The 17,093-nt window shown below is 61.7% G+C and carries 12 protein-coding genes; 8 read left to right on the top strand and 4 right to left on the bottom strand.

Annotated features, from left to right (window positions below):
* The first annotated feature begins 13 nt into the window (after positions 1-13).
* Entirely contained in the window at positions 14-733 is a 720-nt protein-coding gene (locus KVF90_RS16940; RefSeq protein ID WP_264392720.1) for a hypothetical protein, read from the top strand.
* Between the two features lie 18 nt (positions 734-751).
* On the opposite strand, the gene KVF90_RS16935 is transcribed toward KVF90_RS16940, so the two are convergent.
* Entirely contained in the window at positions 752-1,561 is an 810-nt protein-coding gene (locus KVF90_RS16935; protein ID WP_264392719.1) for a DUF4336 domain-containing protein, read from the bottom strand.
* Positions 1,562-1,844: 283 nt separating this feature from the next.
* Here KVF90_RS16935 and KVF90_RS16930 point away from each other — a divergent pair, with 283 nt between their 5' ends.
* Positions 1,845-3,050, top strand: coding sequence for a tyrosine-type recombinase/integrase (locus KVF90_RS16930; RefSeq protein ID WP_264392718.1), 1,206 nt, complete (start codon positions 1,845-1,847; stop codon positions 3,048-3,050).
* A gap of 8 nt (positions 3,051-3,058) precedes the next feature.
* On the opposite strand, the gene KVF90_RS16925 is transcribed toward KVF90_RS16930, so the two are convergent.
* Positions 3,059-3,289: a helix-turn-helix transcriptional regulator gene (locus KVF90_RS16925; RefSeq protein ID WP_264392717.1), complete on the bottom strand. Its 231-nt coding sequence runs from the start codon at positions 3,287-3,289 to the stop codon at positions 3,059-3,061.
* Between the two features lie 420 nt (positions 3,290-3,709).
* Here KVF90_RS16925 and KVF90_RS16920 point away from each other — a divergent pair, with 420 nt between their 5' ends.
* Positions 3,710-4,594 carry an ArdC family protein gene (locus KVF90_RS16920; protein ID WP_264392716.1) on the top strand — a complete coding sequence of 295 codons (885 nt, stop codon included), beginning with the start codon at positions 3,710-3,712 and terminating at the stop codon, positions 4,592-4,594.
* 80 nt (positions 4,595-4,674) lie between these two features.
* On the opposite strand, the gene KVF90_RS16915 is transcribed toward KVF90_RS16920, so the two are convergent.
* Positions 4,675-10,458 carry a DUF4011 domain-containing protein gene (locus KVF90_RS16915; RefSeq protein ID WP_264392715.1) on the bottom strand — a complete coding sequence of 1,928 codons (5,784 nt, stop codon included), beginning with the start codon at positions 10,456-10,458 and terminating at the stop codon, positions 4,675-4,677.
* Entirely contained in the window at positions 10,455-13,373 is a 2,919-nt protein-coding gene (locus tag KVF90_RS16910) for a class I SAM-dependent DNA methyltransferase (protein ID WP_319641039.1), read from the bottom strand. Before KVF90_RS16910 ends, KVF90_RS16915 begins: the two co-directional genes overlap by 4 nt.
* Before the next feature lie 797 nt (positions 13,374-14,170).
* Here KVF90_RS16910 and KVF90_RS16900 point away from each other — a divergent pair.
* The 5 genes from KVF90_RS16900 (at position 14,171) to KVF90_RS16880 (ending at position 16,739) form a co-directional block, all read left to right on the top strand.
* Positions 14,171-14,359, top strand: a complete 189-nt coding sequence (locus KVF90_RS16900; RefSeq protein WP_264392712.1) for a hypothetical protein — start codon at positions 14,171-14,173, stop codon at positions 14,357-14,359.
* Complete coding sequence (locus KVF90_RS16895) at positions 14,356-14,739, top strand: DUF3768 domain-containing protein (RefSeq protein WP_264392711.1); 384 nt, start codon at positions 14,356-14,358, stop codon at positions 14,737-14,739. The genes KVF90_RS16900 and KVF90_RS16895 overlap by 4 nt, the downstream gene beginning before the upstream one ends.
* Before the next feature lies 1 nt (position 14,740).
* Positions 14,741-15,148 (top strand): hypothetical protein, encoded by a 408-nt coding sequence (locus tag KVF90_RS16890; protein ID WP_264392710.1) that lies wholly within the window; start codon positions 14,741-14,743, stop codon positions 15,146-15,148.
* Positions 15,149-15,473: 325 nt separating this feature from the next.
* A complete protein-coding gene (locus KVF90_RS16885; RefSeq protein WP_264392709.1) occupies positions 15,474-16,151 on the top strand; it encodes an antitoxin Xre/MbcA/ParS toxin-binding domain-containing protein in 678 nt (225 codons plus the stop codon).
* 9 nt (positions 16,152-16,160) lie between these two features.
* Positions 16,161-16,739 carry an RES family NAD+ phosphorylase gene (locus KVF90_RS16880; RefSeq protein ID WP_264392708.1) on the top strand — a complete coding sequence of 193 codons (579 nt, stop codon included), beginning with the start codon at positions 16,161-16,163 and terminating at the stop codon, positions 16,737-16,739.
* Positions 16,740-17,093: the final 354 nt, after the last annotated feature.

Here is a 17,093-nt window from a genome sequence, read left to right as displayed (position 1 = left end):
GGTGCCTTGACTAATGATGGCGAAGAATATCGGGGTCGCGGCGCAGCGTCTTCTCGTGGCATTCACTGCAATAGCGTTGGCGGCTGGCTGCAATGCCGAGGCCAGGGATCAGGCAAAGGATGCCGAACGCGAGGCATTGCCGGAGGTCGGGTCCACGCCTGAAGACAGGGAGGGCATCGGCAACACCGCAGGGACCGACGGCGCCAACGACCGTCCCGATTTCAAGGTGACCGAGAGCGATCGTCTGTCGCTCGACATGGCCCGGCAGGCGTGCCGCGCGAACGATTTCAAGACGTTCTTCCAAGCCTACGCCAGGTCGTGGCTAGTGCGGGAAAACTACACGGCCGAAACCGTCCGCTTCGGCGAGGAGGGGAACACCCGCGACAAGAGCCGGCGCAACTATGTCGACGGGCAACTTTTCCCGATCGGCATACTCGACAATGGCTGGGTGACAGCAGAAACTATGCGCCAATTCGATGCCGATCCGGAGTTCAACTGGCGCAATTCGCGCTACATGGAACTGGAATTCAACACGGCGTCTGACAACCGCCAGCGGGTGGATTATCAGGCGGGCATCTTCGAGCGCAATCTCGATCCGCCTCCGCCCGAACTGGAGGAAGGCCTCGGCGCGATGATCGAGCCGATCGGGCCGGGTGGCTATCTGCTGTTCTATCCGACCGACACCTGCTGGGAGCTGGTACAGGATGCGAGCAATCCCGTGCCGCGGCGCTAGACGGCGAGGCGCAACAGTTCAGCCGAGCCAGTCGAACGCCCGCTCGATCTCGCGCACACCCGCTTTGCGATAGCATTGTCCGTGGGCGAGGATGATCCGCTCGGGCTGCCAGGCGATCATTGCCGCCACCCCCTCGCGCAGCGCCTGCCGGTGACGCCGCACCGCAAGGCGAATCTCCGCAGAGGGTCGCCCGTTCGGTCCCGTCGCACCCACCGCATGCAGGACCAGTCTGGCGAACCAGCTGCGGACCCGGCTCGCCTCGAAGTTCTGCATCATGTCGGTCACCACCAGCGTGCGCGATGCCCGATGGAAAAAGACGGCTTCGGAAAAATGGCCAAGGGCGAAGACGTGCAGGTCGATCTCGGCGCGCCAGTCAGGCTCGCTACCAGACGCCAGAACGCCAAAGTCGCGCGGGAGCTTTCCGGCATCCGTACCGGGCGCGGCGAACAGCGCCGCCTCGGGAAACATCCGCGCCCAGTCGCCGATATGGGCGCAATGCAGCGGGTTGGGGGCAATAATCGCCGCCACCGGACCCAAGGCCGTGCAGGCGGACACCAGGTCCCCTGCGCAGACCACCGGCGAATGCAGCCAAAGCCGGCCGTCACTCAGCCGGATCATCGTCATCCGTGTCGGGCAAGGGACGGCAACGCCGCCGGAGGTATAGACGATCTCCGCCCCATCAACCGTCCAGATATCCTTGTCCCAGGCGACCGGGTGCAATTGCGGCTCATAGGGACGGTAACCGGGAGAAGCGCTCATCGCGCCACCGTTGGCCGCGGCGAAGGAGAAGACAAGGGCCGGAATGTACCGGTCAGCCGCGGCCTGCAAACCCTCTCCGGGAGAGCTGCAAGGCAACAAGGTTCTGACGGAGCCCCGAAGGGCCGGAATGCCGATGATCCAGCCTGCCTAGCAAGGCCGGTGGCGGAGACGGAGTCCGCGAATGAGCCTGTTTCATTTTACACCAAACCCACCCAAGGGATCTCATTTTCTCGTTCAACAATAATATGTTATTCCAATTTCGTGTTCCATGCCTTACTGTTTCATCCCGCTCGATCTCATGCACAAAGTGGGACCGAAAGTGGGACCGAAAGTGGGACCGAGGAACGGCGATATGGGATCAAGAACACTGAACAAGCTGAGCGCGGCACAAGTGGCGAAGCTCAAGGTGCCGGGACGGCATGCAGATGGCGGCGGACTTTATCTGTTCGTCGACGACAGCGGTCGGCGGCGCTGGATCTTCATGTACACGCGCGCGGGCAAGCGAACCGAGCTGGGGCTTGGCAGTGCACGTGATCTGTCATTGGCCAAGGCCCGCGCAGAAGCCACAGCACTGCGCGCGCTGCTCGCCAGCGGCGGTGATCCCAAGGCCGAACGCGCAAAGGATGAGAGCGTGCCGACCTTCGGCGAGAGCGCCGATGCCTATGTCGAAGCAATGCGTCCATCATGGCGCAACGCCAAACATGCAGCGCAATGGACCATGACGCTGACCAAGTACGCACAGCCGATCCGTGCCAAGCCCGTGGATGAGATCGTGACCAAAGATGTTCTCAAAGTGCTGCAGCCGCTGTGGCAGCGTACTCCGGAGACCGCCGAGCGGCTGCGCGGCCGGATCGAGAATGTTCTGGATGCTGCCAAGGCGCGCGGCCATCGATCGGGCGAGAACCCGGCACGCTGGCGTGGGCACCTCGATCAGCTGCTACCCAAGCGCCAGCGACTGTCGCGAGGACATCACAAAGCGCTAGCCTATGAAGAGCTCCCCGCATTCTTTGCCGATTTGCTTGGTCGGGATGCGGTAGCCGCCAGAGCGCTTGAGTTTCTGATCCTGACCGCCGCCCGCTCAGGTGAGGTCCTCGGTGCCCAAGCTGACGAAGTCGATCTCGAAAAGAAGGTCTGGACCATCCCTGCCGCGCGGATGAAGGCAGGCCGCGAACATCGCGTGCCATTGTCACCTCGCGCAATCGAGATTGTGGAAGCGATGGAAGCGCTTGGCCGGGGCCCTCATCTTTTTCCAGGTCCCAAGCCCAAGGGTCCGCTGTCATCGAACGCCATGGCAATGTTGCTGCGTCGCATGGAATCGGATGTCACCGTCCACGGCTTTCGGTCGACCTTCCGCGACTGGGCGTCCGAGACAACCGGCTTCTCACACGAGGTCTGCGAGATGGCACTGGCCCATACCATCGCCAACAAGGCTGAAGCTGCTTATCGGCGCGGCGATCTGTTCGATAAGCGACGCAAGCTTATGGAGGCATGGGCTGGCTATTGCGCCAGTTCCGGTAAAGGCAAAGTCGCCCAGTTGAAGGCCACAAGGCAAGCCTGAGCAGGAGGTCAGGACCGCTTTGCCTCGCACTCGGGTCGCCAACCGACCGGATCCTCAATCCAGCGATTGATTGCGGACTCGCGCCAGCCTGCGCCGTGGACGCTGATCCTGATTTGGCTTGGGAATGTTCCTTCCGCAATCTTGCGGTACACCGTCGAGCGCGACAGACCTGTGCGGTCGAGCACGGTCCTGAGGCGGATGATCCTGTCGGTTGCGTTTGTCACGAGACTTGCCTCCATCGGATGGTCGTGAGTGGCACCCCGTGACCGAGGTCAACGCAACCACTGGCCATCAGGCAAGCTCAAAGTCGTGTGCGAGTACGGCTGCGTAGCGAAGGCGGCAATTAGCGAGCCTTACGCGAAGCTGCTTTGCCACAATGCGAGGTCAGGCCAACGCCACACGGCGGCAAACGCATGCGAGTCGGGCTGTTATTCCGATAGATTTCGAACGTGTGCCGGCAGGGCCATGGCATCCTTCGCGCTGCAATTGGAATGAATTGCTCCTGTGTGACGGCCCGTGCCGGGCGGGATCAACAGCCTGCCCGCCCCATTCGGGCTGCGCCCTCCCGTGTTGGCTGTTCCGCGTACCGCTGACCCGCCCGGCCATCCGGCCCGTCCCTTCATCCGCGTTCCCAACGACAGGACGAAGGATTTACCACCATGGCCACCACCGCAACCGCCAGTATCTACGACACCATCACCAACCAGATCATCGCCGCGCTGGAGCGCGGCACGGGCGACTACACTCTTCCCTGGCACCGCAGCAGTGCCCCGCTGACCCGGCCCGTCAATGCGGTCACCCGCAAAGCCTATCGCGGGGTCAATGTTCTTGCCCTCTGGGCCAGCGCCGAGGCGCAGGGCTTTGGCCACGGTCTCTGGGCAACCTATCGCCAGTGGCAATCGCTGGGCGCGCAGGTCCGCAAGGGCGAGAAGGCCTCGCCGATCGTGTTCTACAAGGTGCTGGACACGGTCGAGGGCAGCGAAGACGAGGCGCGCGAGGGCGCGGGCCGGATCTTCGCGCAGGGCTCGCATGTGTTCAACATCGCGCAGGTCGAGGGCTACGCCTTGCCCGAGGTGCCCGAAGCCGAGGCCTTCGATCCCCTCCCTGATGTCGAGGCCTTCATTGCCGCCACGGGCGCTGCAATCCGCATTCAGGGCGACAGCGCCCACTACACCCCGTCCACCGACACGATCACCATGCCTGACCGCGAGCGGTTCTTTGCCACCGACACCGCCAGCGCGGCGCAGAACTGGTATGCCATTCTGCTCCACGAGCTGGTCCACTGGACCGGGGCCGATCACCGTCTGGCTCGCACCTTCGGCAAGCGCTTCGGCGACGAGGCCTATGCCATGGAAGAGCTGGTCGCGGAGCTCGGCTCAGCCTTCCTTTGCGGCGACCTTGGCCTGTCGGTTACGCCGCGTCCGGATCATGCCTGCTACCTCGCCAGCTGGCTCAAAGTGCTCAAGGGCGACAACCGGGCGATCTTCACCGCCGCTAGCGCGGCAGCGAAGGCGGCGGAGTGGTTGGGGGAGGCCGAACGATGAGCGAGAGTGCTGTCTGGCCCCCACCTTGCGCTGACGGTTCATTGGTTCAGACGCTTGGGCGAGAAGCCGCTCTGCCCAATCTACGGTTCAACATCTGCGCGATGCGCCACTTCCCGCATGGCGGCGTATAAGTCAAAGGACCGGAAGGCGTCGCCCGTTGCTTCAACACGGCCCTCGTACTCGGATTGCGCTGCCATCGCGCGATCGCCGTAAAGCCGCGGTGCTGCGGTAGCACGTCGTACCACCTCAACCTCGCCAAGGAATTTTTCGCCTCTCCAGATTTCGTAGAGCTTGCCTCTGATCGCTTCATAGGTCTGGAAATCTCCGATTGATCGGAGTTCTCGTCCCCGCGGTTCCCGTGGACCCGCAGGGGTTTCGATGATGGGCTCTGGCAAGACTGCAACAGTTTTAGATTCCTGGCCGAGCGGTTGATCGCCAATTTGCGCGACCGGTGCAGCCTTGCTCCGCTGCTTTGGCTTCAGCACCTCAACAGGCTGGGTCTGTGCTTCGAGCTCGTGAGCAATCCGTTCACGAACCTGTTCCAGCCACGATAGTAACTTCGCAGTTTCTCGGGCCGGATCGGCAAACCAGTCTGTCGACCACACCCGATAGATGTTCCAACCAAGGTTCTCTAGGATTGTCTGCCTGATGTGATCTCGGTCCCGAACACTCAGTCCTGAATGGTATGGGGCTCCATCGCACTCGATGCCAGCGATGAACCCGACCGGACAACTCGCATGTCGGACCCCGAGATCGATCCTGAATTTCTCGACGCCGACCTGATACACCACCTCGTAGCCACCCGCGCGCAACGCATCGGCGACGAAGATTTCGAAATCACTGTCGGTCTCGGCACCCGACGCGTCATCGTATTGTGCGCCGCCGTGGGCGTAGGTGAGATAACTCTTGAATGCGATGACGCCCTTGGATGACTTCTCGGTCACTTTCACGTCATCAGGGCGAAGAGATGTAATCAGGCGGCAGGACATCTTCGCACGGGACACCAGAACGTTCAGGCGGCGCCAGCCAACCTCGCGGTTCATGAGGCCGAAGTTCTGCCTCACAGCGCCATTCTTATCCGGGCCATAGACGGTCGAGATCAGGATGATGTCGCGCTCGTCGCCTTGTACGTTTTCGAGGTTCTTGATGAAAAACTCATCGATGGTGCCGGCAAAAGCCTCGACATATTTGCGGACCCGCTCTTCTTCCACGATTAGCCGGTCGAACTCGTTCTGAAGCAATTCCGTCTGCTTCGCGTTCATCGCCACGATCCCGATCGACCGCTCGGGGTGTGTCTGCATCAGACCGAACGCCTGCTCGATCACCAGCTCCGCCTCACGCTGGTTGATCGAAGCTTCGTACACAGTGCCGGGGAAGACCGAAGGCGCGTAGAAGCATTTGACGCCCAAGAGCGCGTCGTCGTTTGCCATCGGGCTGGGGAACACCACCAGATCGCGATGATAGAACTCGCGATTTGAGAATTGGATCAGGCTCTCGTGTTGAGAGCGATAGTGCCACTTCAGGCGCGGCTTTGTCCGGAACCGCTGGTTGGCAAGGTCCAAGATAGATTCGGTGCCTTCGTTGACTCCAACCCCGTCGCCATCGTCATCGCCGTCGTCCAGGCTGGCAACCTGAAAATGGTCGCTTGGCGGTAGCTGATTGGCGTCACCCACCACGACAAACTGGTCGGCTCGCATGATGCAACTCACCGAGAATTCAGGGCGCATCTGCGAGGCTTCGTCGATGATCAAGAGGTCGAAGTTGAGCGTCCCGGGGCGAATGAACTGGGCGATGGATGTCGGCGACATCATCCAGACCGGCTTCAACACCTGCAATGCCTGACCGGCACGGTGCACTACATCTCGGAGAGGCGTTCTCGGACGGGTAAGCCCCACCTCGTTTTCCAGCAAGCGCAGCTCGGTGAAGTCGGCTTTTCGTCCATAGCCGACGCCATTCGGCGGATTGTCAGCCAACCGCCGGGCCACGATCGCCGCAGCCTCAAGCTTATGCAGGTCCTTGTCGACCTTTTTAAACGACTGCCTTGCTGCATCCAGCGACAGGCTGCCGAGTCGACCAAGTTCCTGGCCGTCGCCTCCGAGGAAAGAACGCAAGAGCGCCGAGACCGCGATCAGTTCATAGAGGTCGTCGATCATTTCGGCAGGCGCTTCTTTCGCCGTTGCAGCATCAGCGAATGGCGTGAGATCGCGCTCGGCAACCGCCGCCCGGTACTTGAGCAGATCTGCGACTAGGCTAATGCCCCGCCGGTCAGCGCTAAGTTCGCCAAGAAGCGTCGAGGCCTGTTCCCAGTTCAGCTCGTCACACAGGTCTGCGGTGTCGAGTTCAGCCTCATCCCAAAGTTGATCGGATGTGCTTTCCCAACTGTCGACTACACGGTCCAGATCAGCCGAGCACGCTTTCACCGCCGAGAGCAGCGCCACCGGCGTAGCGGTTCCGCTGATCACAGCCATGATCTTGGTCGGACCGCTCATCGAACGCAGAGCCTCTATTTCTTCCAAGCTCGATTGCAAATCGTGGAGGGGTTGCGTTACGTCTCGCACCCAGCTGAATACGGACTGCTCGCGAAGTGAGCCAAAGGCATCCCTTGCCGCATGAAGCTGCAACAAGGCTTCCGCGATAGTCGCGCCTGTCTTGCGCCTGAGGGGAGCCTCACTCCTCAGACCAATTGCTGCGCTGGCCTCGGCGATTGCCTGCAACTCGGTCGCTCTGGCGGCACAGCTGTTTGGCAAATCGCAGAGCGCGACGTCAGCCATGCCTGGTTCGATGATCTCAGCGAGCAAGCCAGTGAGCCGATCGCAGCTGGCCGACAGCGTTTGTCGCTCCGTTTCATCGGCAGCCAGCCAACCACGCAGGGCCCCTGCCTCATCCAATATTGCGAGTTGCGTCGCCGCTTCAGCGATAAGGGCTCGGGCTGCGGCAAGCGATCCAAAGTCGCTTTCGAAACCATCCCAAAGCAACGCCGGGAACAACGCCCGCGCCTTGTTTTCTTCATGGAATGCTCGCCGCGCCCGGCTAAAACTGGCTGCTCTGCGCAAGTGAGATGCAACTTGGGATCTGTCAGAGGTGTCCGTGCAGATCCGGGAAACGCGCCGCCATGCGGCCTTGTACCTGCCGCTAAAGAGCCGCGCCACTGCCCCCGTGGATTCGATCGTGTCTGCAAATTCTTCCAATTCCGCTGGATCGGCCTTTAGCGCATCAGGCTGGATCTGAGTGACGATGACGCTGCGCTCGTTCTCCAGTGCTGTGACCTCGCGTGCGGCTGCTGCGATTACGCCGTCTGACGCGGTCTCGATAAGCCTACTAGAAAGGAGGGCACTGATCGATGGGTTGGCTTGACCGAGCCGCGCCAAGATGAGGGCAACTTTATGTGCCTTGCTCGTGGAGGCGCTCGCTCCGTCAGCCAACTGGCTGCACAAACGGTCAGTGTCGCGAACGGCCGCAGCCAGCGATGCGCCGAGCTGCTCGTGTAGGGCTTGTAGCCGCCGCGCATCAACAGGGGTCTCGGGGCAGTCATCGATGCGAAGGGATTCTGCCAAAGCTTGCGCGGCCGCTGGAGAAACAGATTCCGGACTCGCGACGTCGTTGGCAATGTCATCACGTTGCTTCCTCCACATAGCCTGCGCGGAAAGAAGCTCAAGACAGGCCGAACGATTATGAAGCGCCGCTCCAACAATCGTTTCGTCGGAACAGGAAAATGCTGCAAGCGCCGATAGTTGTTCGCTAGCCTCGAGGATCTCATCGTCGCCTGGAGCTGGCAGATCGACGCCAAGTTCCGTCAGCTGAGCCGCGACTTTGGCAACTTCGCCAGCAGCATGCCCTGCGGCGGCAGCGGCCTCAAGGGCGATGCTCTGGTCGAATGCGTTGAGTCTTCCTGCCTCTATCCACCGAGTTGCGGCGCTTCCCTCATCAGGCCTTGTGGCAAGAAGGGCCTTTCCGAACTGTGCCAAAACCTCGCGGTTTTCCCTCAGCGTGGATGGATCGAGCTCGGCAATTCCCTCGGATTGCCACCGCGATTCCAAGGCTTTAATCTGGCGCCGGTCGAAGAGCTTGCTTAGGCGAATTTCTCGCCAGGCCAAGGCATGGGCCGTCATGCCCGTTTTTCCGAGCGGGGTGCGAACTAGCGAGAGATAGCGCCTGAGCAGATCGCGGTGCCGGCGCAGTTCGCTGCGTCTTTCCTCCAGAGCGCGGGCATCTAACCGTGGCTCGGCATCGAGGCGCTCTCGCACACCGGCATAAACGTCGTTGCGGCTCGCCTTGTCGCCATGAAGCTCGAGTAGCAGTGGACCAAAGCCAGCGGCGCGAAGCCGGTCTGAAACGACGCGAAGGGCGGCCTGCTTCTCGGCAACGAACAGCACTCGCTTGCCCTGCGAAAGGGCGGTCGCAATCATGTTGGTGATGGTCTGTGACTTGCCCGTACCCGGCGGGCCTTCAATCGCCATGTCACGGCCCGCTGCCATGTCCATGATGGCTTTGTGCTGTGACGCGTCGGCATCGGTGATGAGTGCGGGAACACGCGCCTCGTGCTCCGGATCGTCGATATCGATGATGGTGTCATCACCATCGACACCGGCAACTTCTGCCGCTCCGACAAGCCCCGGAAGCAATCGGTGTGCAGCAAACGCGCCATCCGGCCATTTTTCCGGATCAAGATCCCGCCACAGGATCATCGGCGGCAGGACCGACAGCGTAACGTATGTCCGCAGGGTCAGCCGCCGCCCTTGTTCGAGCACCGCCTTCACCCGGACGAAGTAGGACTCGGGCGTCTCATCTTCGCGGAGAGCCGGGATTTGAAGTCCCCAGTGGTCGCGTGCCTTCTCGATCAGAGCGACATTGACCTCTAATCCGGCTTCCCAGACATTCAGGCGATAGTCCTTTTTCGCACGGCCTTCGTCTTTAGCCAGCTTGACGGGCAACAGCAGCAGCGGCGCATGCGAGACGACGTCAGAGGCATCATCTTCGAACCATTGGACGAAGCCAAACGCGAGATGAAGCGTGTGGTGGCCAGTTTCGCGCAAATGGCTGGTGGCGCGGTCGTCGATCGACTTCAGACGGCGGTCGAGCTCTTTGCGGGTCAGCAGAACGCGGATCTGATCGTCTTCATGATGCGCGGCGACATCACCGTCGTCGCTCAACTTGAGGTCGTAAGACGGATCGAAGCCGTGGGCGCGTGCCAGCGCCACAACATCAAGGCTCTTGCCATAGTCCAGCTTCGGCAGCCCTAGCTCCTGGCGAACCCGGGCGCGCAGTGCGCGCTCGGCGTCCTGCCAAGCACGCGCGTCCCCCTCAGCATCGCCGAGCTTGTCTGTCGCGGTGAGAAACTCTGAGTCGGTCAAACGGGCACGTTCATAGGCAATGCCAAAAGTGGGCGTTCGCTCATCAGCCGGTGTCTGCTCCTCGCCAGGTAGAGGTTCGAACCCCATGCTGCCCGAGCACAGCTGTTCGAACAGCAGGTCGGGCCTTTCATCAACGAACCGCAGCTGGCTGGCGCTACGCGACGTATGCTTGAAAGAAATCAGCGGTGATTTGCGCGACAGGTCGATCAGCTTTGCGCGTAGCTTGGCAACGGCGTCGTATGTCCACTGTTGGGTCTGCGGATGACGAGGAACTGAGGAGGCCTCTCGTGTTTTCTTTGCGCCTTCGGAGTGCGTCGTGGATGCATCCCCTGCATTGGCTGCGTCGATGCCGCAGATCCAAGCGTCGACGCGCGCGCGAAGGTTTGCGGCTGCGTTCGTTGAACGAAACATCAGCTCGGACCTGACCAGTTCCAGCTCTGCTTTGTTAAGCCGGTTACGCTCGGCCATAAGGTCGAGGTCAAGGACTGACTTGGATTGGAGCGGGCGGCTCATGCAGATGCTCGTTTTTGGTTGAGGTGAAACAGCCGGGCGAGGATTTCGTCGTCGGTCAGGGTGCCGGCGCGGTAGTCTTCGCCCCAGCCATAGGCATCGGCAACCGCCTCATCGAGCGCGCGGTGGGCGTGGTCGAGCCAGGCGGGTCGGGCGTTGTAGAGGTTGGTGAGCGTGCGCTTCTTGAGTTCCTGTGCGGCGGCTTCGTCCTTCGGCAAGATGCGGTCGGGATAGCCGGGGACGACTTCCGGCACGCGCTCGACCAAATCTGATGGGTTCAGCCAGTGATCCCGCTGTTCGTTTAGCCGAGCAGCAGCAAGAGCGATCCCTAGCGCACGCTTATCATTGGCATATTCGGAAGGGGGTATGTTCGGCGTCAAACCCTCAGGAAATGGGAAAGTCTCGAAGCCCAATGATGGCGTGTACTGCGGATCGTTGCCCACTCCGTGCCAACCACCAAGGGCCAACGACCAAACTTCGTGAAAACGACTATGTAGAACGCCGAAACTAGTGTCGTCGTCTCGTGCGATCGCGACCACTCTGCTATCCGGAACAACGGCTGCTGGTGCCCAAACGAATAAACGATACTTGGCAACTCTGGGTGAGAAAATTGCCCGGGTGAGCCCCATTGTTGCTTCTGACAGGTCACGACCGGAACGTCCCAATCGCCACCAGTTTTCCCGGCGCTGCTGGTCGCGGTTTTTGTCTCTCAGAGGCTTAACCGCCGATCTGACGAACTCAAACGGCTTTTCGTAGAGTGAAGCCTCGGTCTCCGGACGTTCTTCGAAGTTCACGATCCAGCGATCAGATGGCCGCCGGGTGATGTCCATCCCATTGAGCAAAGGGCGAACAACGTCAGCATTGGTTCTGCCGTTCGGATTTGACGGGGCCAATAACCAATCTCGGGCGATAGAGCCGTCAACATCGAATGGACCGACCTTAACGGGGCCCTGAAAAGCTACTGCCCGGTTTGTCTTGAGCTTTGCAGCCGAGGTCAGATCGGCACCGCCCCTCTCGGCGGACAAATCAGCAAAGATCCGGGTAACCGGCTCGCCATCCAGTTCCGCAGTTGCGGCAACAGTGCGGTCGAAAGAAACTAGCGAGACGCGAACTGCTGCGCCATCGACGGTCCAAGACTCATCGCTCCAAGCCTCGAAAATTCGGCCATTTTCTACGATTGGCCTGAGTACTTCGCGGTTCGCGCCGCTGCGAATGGAATTGGTGGCGACCAACCCGGCGCGGCTCAATTTGCTCGCGACCATCCGGTCCCACGCACCCGCGAACCAGTAGCACACAAGGTCAGCTCCGCCCGGCACCTGCGGCCATGCTTTGCGCAGCGCGACAGTGTAGCCCTCGCCAAGCTCGGCGATCATCTTCTTGTTTCCGAGGAACGGAGGGTTCCCCACCACAACGTCAGCATCGGGCCAAGACGCACGCCGGGGCTTGCCCTCAGCATCCAGCATCGGGTTGCCATGCCCGTCCGTCATCAGCACGGCATCGCGGTTCTCGATATTGCCGAGACTGCGCAGGATCGGGTTCTTCGCCGCCTCAAACCCGTTGCGGCGCATCCACTGGATTTCGCCGATCCATACCGACACGCGCGCGAGTTCGGCCGCATAGGGGTTGAGTTCGATACCCAGCACGCATTCCGGCCCGACCGCGGGAAACTCGCGCGTGCAGCCCAGCGCCTCTGCCTCGAGATTAGCGCGGTGCTCGATATCCTTGAGCGCGAGCAGCGACAGGTAGAGGAAATTGCCCGATCCGCAGGCGGGATCGAGCACGCGGAAATTGCGCAACCGCTCCAGAAACCCGCGCAGCAGTTCTTGCGCCTTAGCGAAGGCCCGGTCGCGCTTGGTCCGTTCGGCCCCCTTGAGCAGCTTTTCTGCCGTCTGTTGCGGGGCGTTGGCGATCAGATCCTCGATCTCGGCCCGGATCGCTTCCCACTCGGTAAGGAGGGGGTGGATGATGACCGGCTCGACGATCTGCATGATCTTGTCGCGGTCGGTGTAGTGCGCGCCGAGCTGGCTGCGCTTGTCCGGGTCCAGCCCGCGTTCGAACAGCGTGCCGAGGATCGATGGGTCAATCTCCGACCAGTCGAGCGCGGCGGCGGCGATCAGGTTGTCGATGTCCGCGCGTTCCAGCGGTAGGGCGCTGTCATCGTCGAACAGGCCGCCGTTGAACCATTCGACCTTGGTGAAGCCAACCAGCCCGCCCGACTTCATCGCCCCGAACAGGATCGCCGCGTTGGTGGCAAAGGTGTCAGGCTTGGGCGCACTCGCCTTGAGCATGGCGGTGAACATGTGATCGGGCAGCAGGCCGACATCTTCGGCGAACATGCAGAACACGAGCCGGTTGACGAAATGTGCGACGGAATGGGGATCATGCCCGCGTGCGCGCAGGCGCTGCGCCAGCTGTGAGAATTCCTCCGCCGCCTCTTCGGTCAGCATCTGGCGGGTCTTGGCGGGCTTCAGCCGCTCGGGATCGAGGAAGCAGGCGCGCAGAAGATCACGAGTCGCACCGTCGAGCAGGTCGTCGAGGGCGAACTCGCGCACTTCCTGCACCGTGTTGGTCCAGTTGGTGTGGATCCGGAACCGGTCCATGTCGCTGACGATGAGCAGGGGCGGATTGTCGAGCGCGATGGCATATTGCTGGAGCTGGGCGAAGGCGCGGTCGAGGTCCTTCTTTTTGCCCTTGTATTCCCAAGCAAAGCATTCCTTGCGCCAGACATCAGCCCAGCCCTCGCCGCCGCCGGTCTTGGAAGCGCCTTTTTCGAAGGTGAACCATTCGCCCCTGGGATCGCCGCTGATCGGGTCTTCGATGTCGAGCAGGCGGCAGATATCATTGAAGTGTGACTGGGAGGCTGAGCGTTCCTTCAGCTCGACGGCACGCCATTTCTGGATGAATTCGGCAGGTGTCATTGTCGGCGGCTAACCCGCTCCCCCCAGCTATGTATCTGCGCAATATCTGCCTTTGACAAAGTACGTTCGAGCATCCGCCGTATTCGATACACCCCTCGCCCCGTTCGCAGCACCTTAAACATCTGACTGTGAAAATAGCAATTTAGCAAGATGGTTCACCGCTCAAATCGTCAAGCACCGTCAAGCTCTATCGATCAATTTCTCCGAGTGGTGACGCGGGAATTCACCGAAAAAGGGGGCCGAAACGGGTCACGAATGCAGCCGCACTTACGTGCCGAGATTTTCGACGCTCCAACTGCGAAGGCTATAGTGCGCTACCCTGCCGGGCAACCTGCTCTATCCGCTGCGCGGACCGGGCCTTTAGTCCCGGCCCAGCCGGGTGACGATCAGGAGCGGTGCAATCGGAGCGGGAAGTTCGGAAGGACGCGCTCTGTCCCGCATGGCCGGTGGCCATGCTCCTGAGGGCGCGGTGTCTTTGAGCTGACCCGCAGGCGCTCTTGCCTCGCTCATTGCCGGACGCCCGCTGGCCCACTTGGCCCGCGCGCAGGGCGTCCGGCGGCTTCGCGCCGTGCAAGGGCGCCGTTGTTCGAGCGGATCGCTGCTGCGATCCTTGGGGGAACACCAAGGGCTTTGCCCTCTCGTTCCCAAACCCCAATCGACACCCCCGTGTGGCAGGCTTTGCCCGCTGGCCCGCGCCAAGGCATCGATTGGGGTTTTCCCTCCCCCTCCCATCCTCGCCGGAAGGCAGAGCCGCATGCCGCGTGACGGATGCGGCTTTGCCGGATGGAGTTTGGACCATGGGTGACCTGATCTTGAATTACCGCGCGTGCGGGGCCGAGTGCCGGGAGGACTGGCTGCGCATGCTGGCGCATGACAATGGCTTGCCGCTGGTGGCGGTGCAGCAGCTGGCGGACGAACTGGGCGAGCGCGAGGATTTCGGCGAGCTGGTGCGGCTGTGCGAGTGCGGCGGGAGCCTTGCGTCATGAGTAGCGCGGTGTTGACGCGGGCCGAGCGGATTGCACGGCTCAATGATCTGGCGCGCCGCGCCATGGGGATTGCCTGTGTGGTCGTCGCGACCGAGGGCATTCGGGCCTTGCCCGAGGCCGATCAGTCGCGGCTGCGTGAGCTGGTCGAGACCTTCGACGCCTTCACGCCGGACAATGATCCTTATGGCGAGCGTGATTTTGGGGCCATCTATCGGGGCGTGGACGGGGTCTGGTCGACTTCGCGGCCTGTTGATGTTGCCGGGACTGTGTTCTGGAAGATCGATGCCTATGACCGCGAGTTGCGGTTCGGCAGCGAGGACCCCGCCGATCCCGCAGTAACGCGGCGGGTGCTGACCATCATGTTGGCGAGCGAGTATTGAGATGGCTGCCCGCTCCCACATGGTGGAACCATCGCGCCTTGCCTATGGTGCGTGGTGCCACGCCAGCGAAAAGCAGATTGGCGAAGGCGATATTCGGGCCAGCTACAGCGCCGACCGCATTGGCATGGGTCAGCCTATCCGCAAGCCATTTCGATATGGCGGAGAGCTTTGGGTCTGTGTTGGCGCAGATCCTGCGGGAGCCGAGGCCTACCGGCTCGTGCACGCTTCCGTCTTTGGCGGCACTACGCGCAGTTATCATGATCGGTGCCGCGATGGCGATCGCGCGCGCGGCGATCAGGCAGGTTTCTATGACGGCGTTACCGTCCGTCACGCCGGGCGGGAACTTGTGATGGTCGGTCCGCCCGCCACCTTCGTGGCGGGCGAGGTGGCGCAGCTGTCCCTGTTCTGATGGGGATGGCTTAGATCAACTCTAGCCCATTTTCCCGTCGTCGATCTCGGAAATCCGGCGACGGGAGCAAGGATTCTCAGCCGGGCGCATAGCGCCCGGAGATGCCGGTGAACCTCCCGTCTGATTGAGCAGCAAGACGATCACTCGTGCGCCACCCTTTGGCGGCGCTTCCGTGATTGCACCGCCGAGCATGCAAACCCCAAGCAATGCCCCGATACGTCACGTACTCAGCGAGCCGATCCATTGAGATCACGCCAAACCTTGCTGTGGACAATCCGTGCAATCTGCACTATATGTGCAATCCACAACACGCCGGAGACGTCGTATGAGCGAAGCCGCACTTCAGATTGATGAGACCGCCGTGCAGGCAGCGCTGCTTGCCCGCAATCCGCGCGCGCCTGCCTCGGAACTCGATTCCATGGCCCGGTTCGTCTCGATCGCCGTCGACGTGATGTCAGGCGTTGCGGCCCAGCGCCTGCTGAAGCTCGCAGACAAGCAGACGCTTCGCAAGGTCCTTGAGCAGGTCGCAGACCAGCTCGCGACTGAAGAGAAAATGCCGGACACGAGCGCGGAACCCATGCGCGGCAAAGGCCTTGGCGAAGTACTCAGCCTTGCCGAGGGACGCGCCCGGCTTGCGGCCTATGCGATCCCCATGCCGATCGAGGAATGGGCCGGGCCCGTTGGGGGTGCCAAGGAGATCGAGGCGCAGTTCGGGGTCGGGCGATCAACCCTGAGCACATGGCACAAGAACGGTGCCGTGGTCGGCCTGCTACGCGGACAGCGCAAGCTCGCCTATCCGCTCGAACAGTTCATCGATGGTCGTCCGCTTCAGGGGCTCTCCGACGTTGTGGCCGCCGCGCCGGACGCGCGTTCTGCCTGGCTCTGGCTGCGCCAGCCGCATGGCGCTCTGGAAGGAGAAACCCCGCTTGCCTTGCTGCGCGCAGGCAAGCGGGATCAGGTCATAGGCCTCGCCGCACGAGACTTGAGCCGCGAAAGCGATTAACAGCGTCGCATGGCGCTCGACCCCAAGATGCTGAAATCGCTGGTCCGCCGGGTGCAACCGGCGGACTTTCTGCGCTGCACCCCTTGGGCGCACCGCGCGACGCCGCTGGGTATGGGCTATGGGGAGACCCGCTTCGCCAGCCCGAGCAAGGCCTTCAAGCTGGTCTACATCGCCGAGGATCTCCCGACCGCCATCGCCGAGACAATCGTGCGCGATCGGTTCGAGGGGAAGGCCGCGCGCCAGTTGATGATCTCGGACGTCGAAGGTTGGGGCGTTTGCGAGGTCACCGCTACGCGCCCCTTGCGCCTGCTAAGCCTGCGCGGCGACGCCTGTTTTAAGCTGGGCATCTCGACCGACATCGTCGGCGCAAAGGCCCATGCCGAGGCCCGGGCCTTCAGCCAGGAGCTGTACGATACGACTGATCTGGACGGAATCATCTACCATTCCCGCCTTCGCCGAAAGAACTGCATGGCCATCTATGACCGTGCGGTAACCTCGGCTCTTGCCGCCACGAAAGTGGTCCAGCTCGAACGGCTTGCAGCGCTTGTTTCCGCACTGAAGAGCCTCAAGGTCGAACTGATTGCCTGATCCATCTGCGCTGCGCTTCCCGACCGTGATTGGCCCTGTGCGGCTGGCAAGGTGAGCAGCAGGAGCCAAGGCCCCGAGTGCTCCTATCCGGAACCCGTATACACTTTTCGGACATCGACGGCCTCTCGCAGGCGGTAATCTGCCAGCCACATGGGCAGCCATCACCACCTGACGGCGTGACGGCCTCCGCAATCAGAATGAGAAGTCGAGGGCAGGGCAGGGGCCCCAGCCGATCCATAGGAAGGCGTGGATAGCGCATCCAGTCGCAGCAACTGGACCGGCTGATCGATAGCAATCCAGCGCAATTGCTTTAGGGCGCCCGACCTTTCCTTCACCATTACCCCAATCTGCTGA

Source organism: Porphyrobacter sp. ULC335, assembly GCF_025917005.1.
Taxonomy (GTDB): Bacteria; Pseudomonadota; Alphaproteobacteria; order Sphingomonadales; family Sphingomonadaceae; genus Erythrobacter.
Note: the sequence above shows the minus strand (reverse complement) of the source record. Positions and strands in the feature narration are given on the sequence as shown.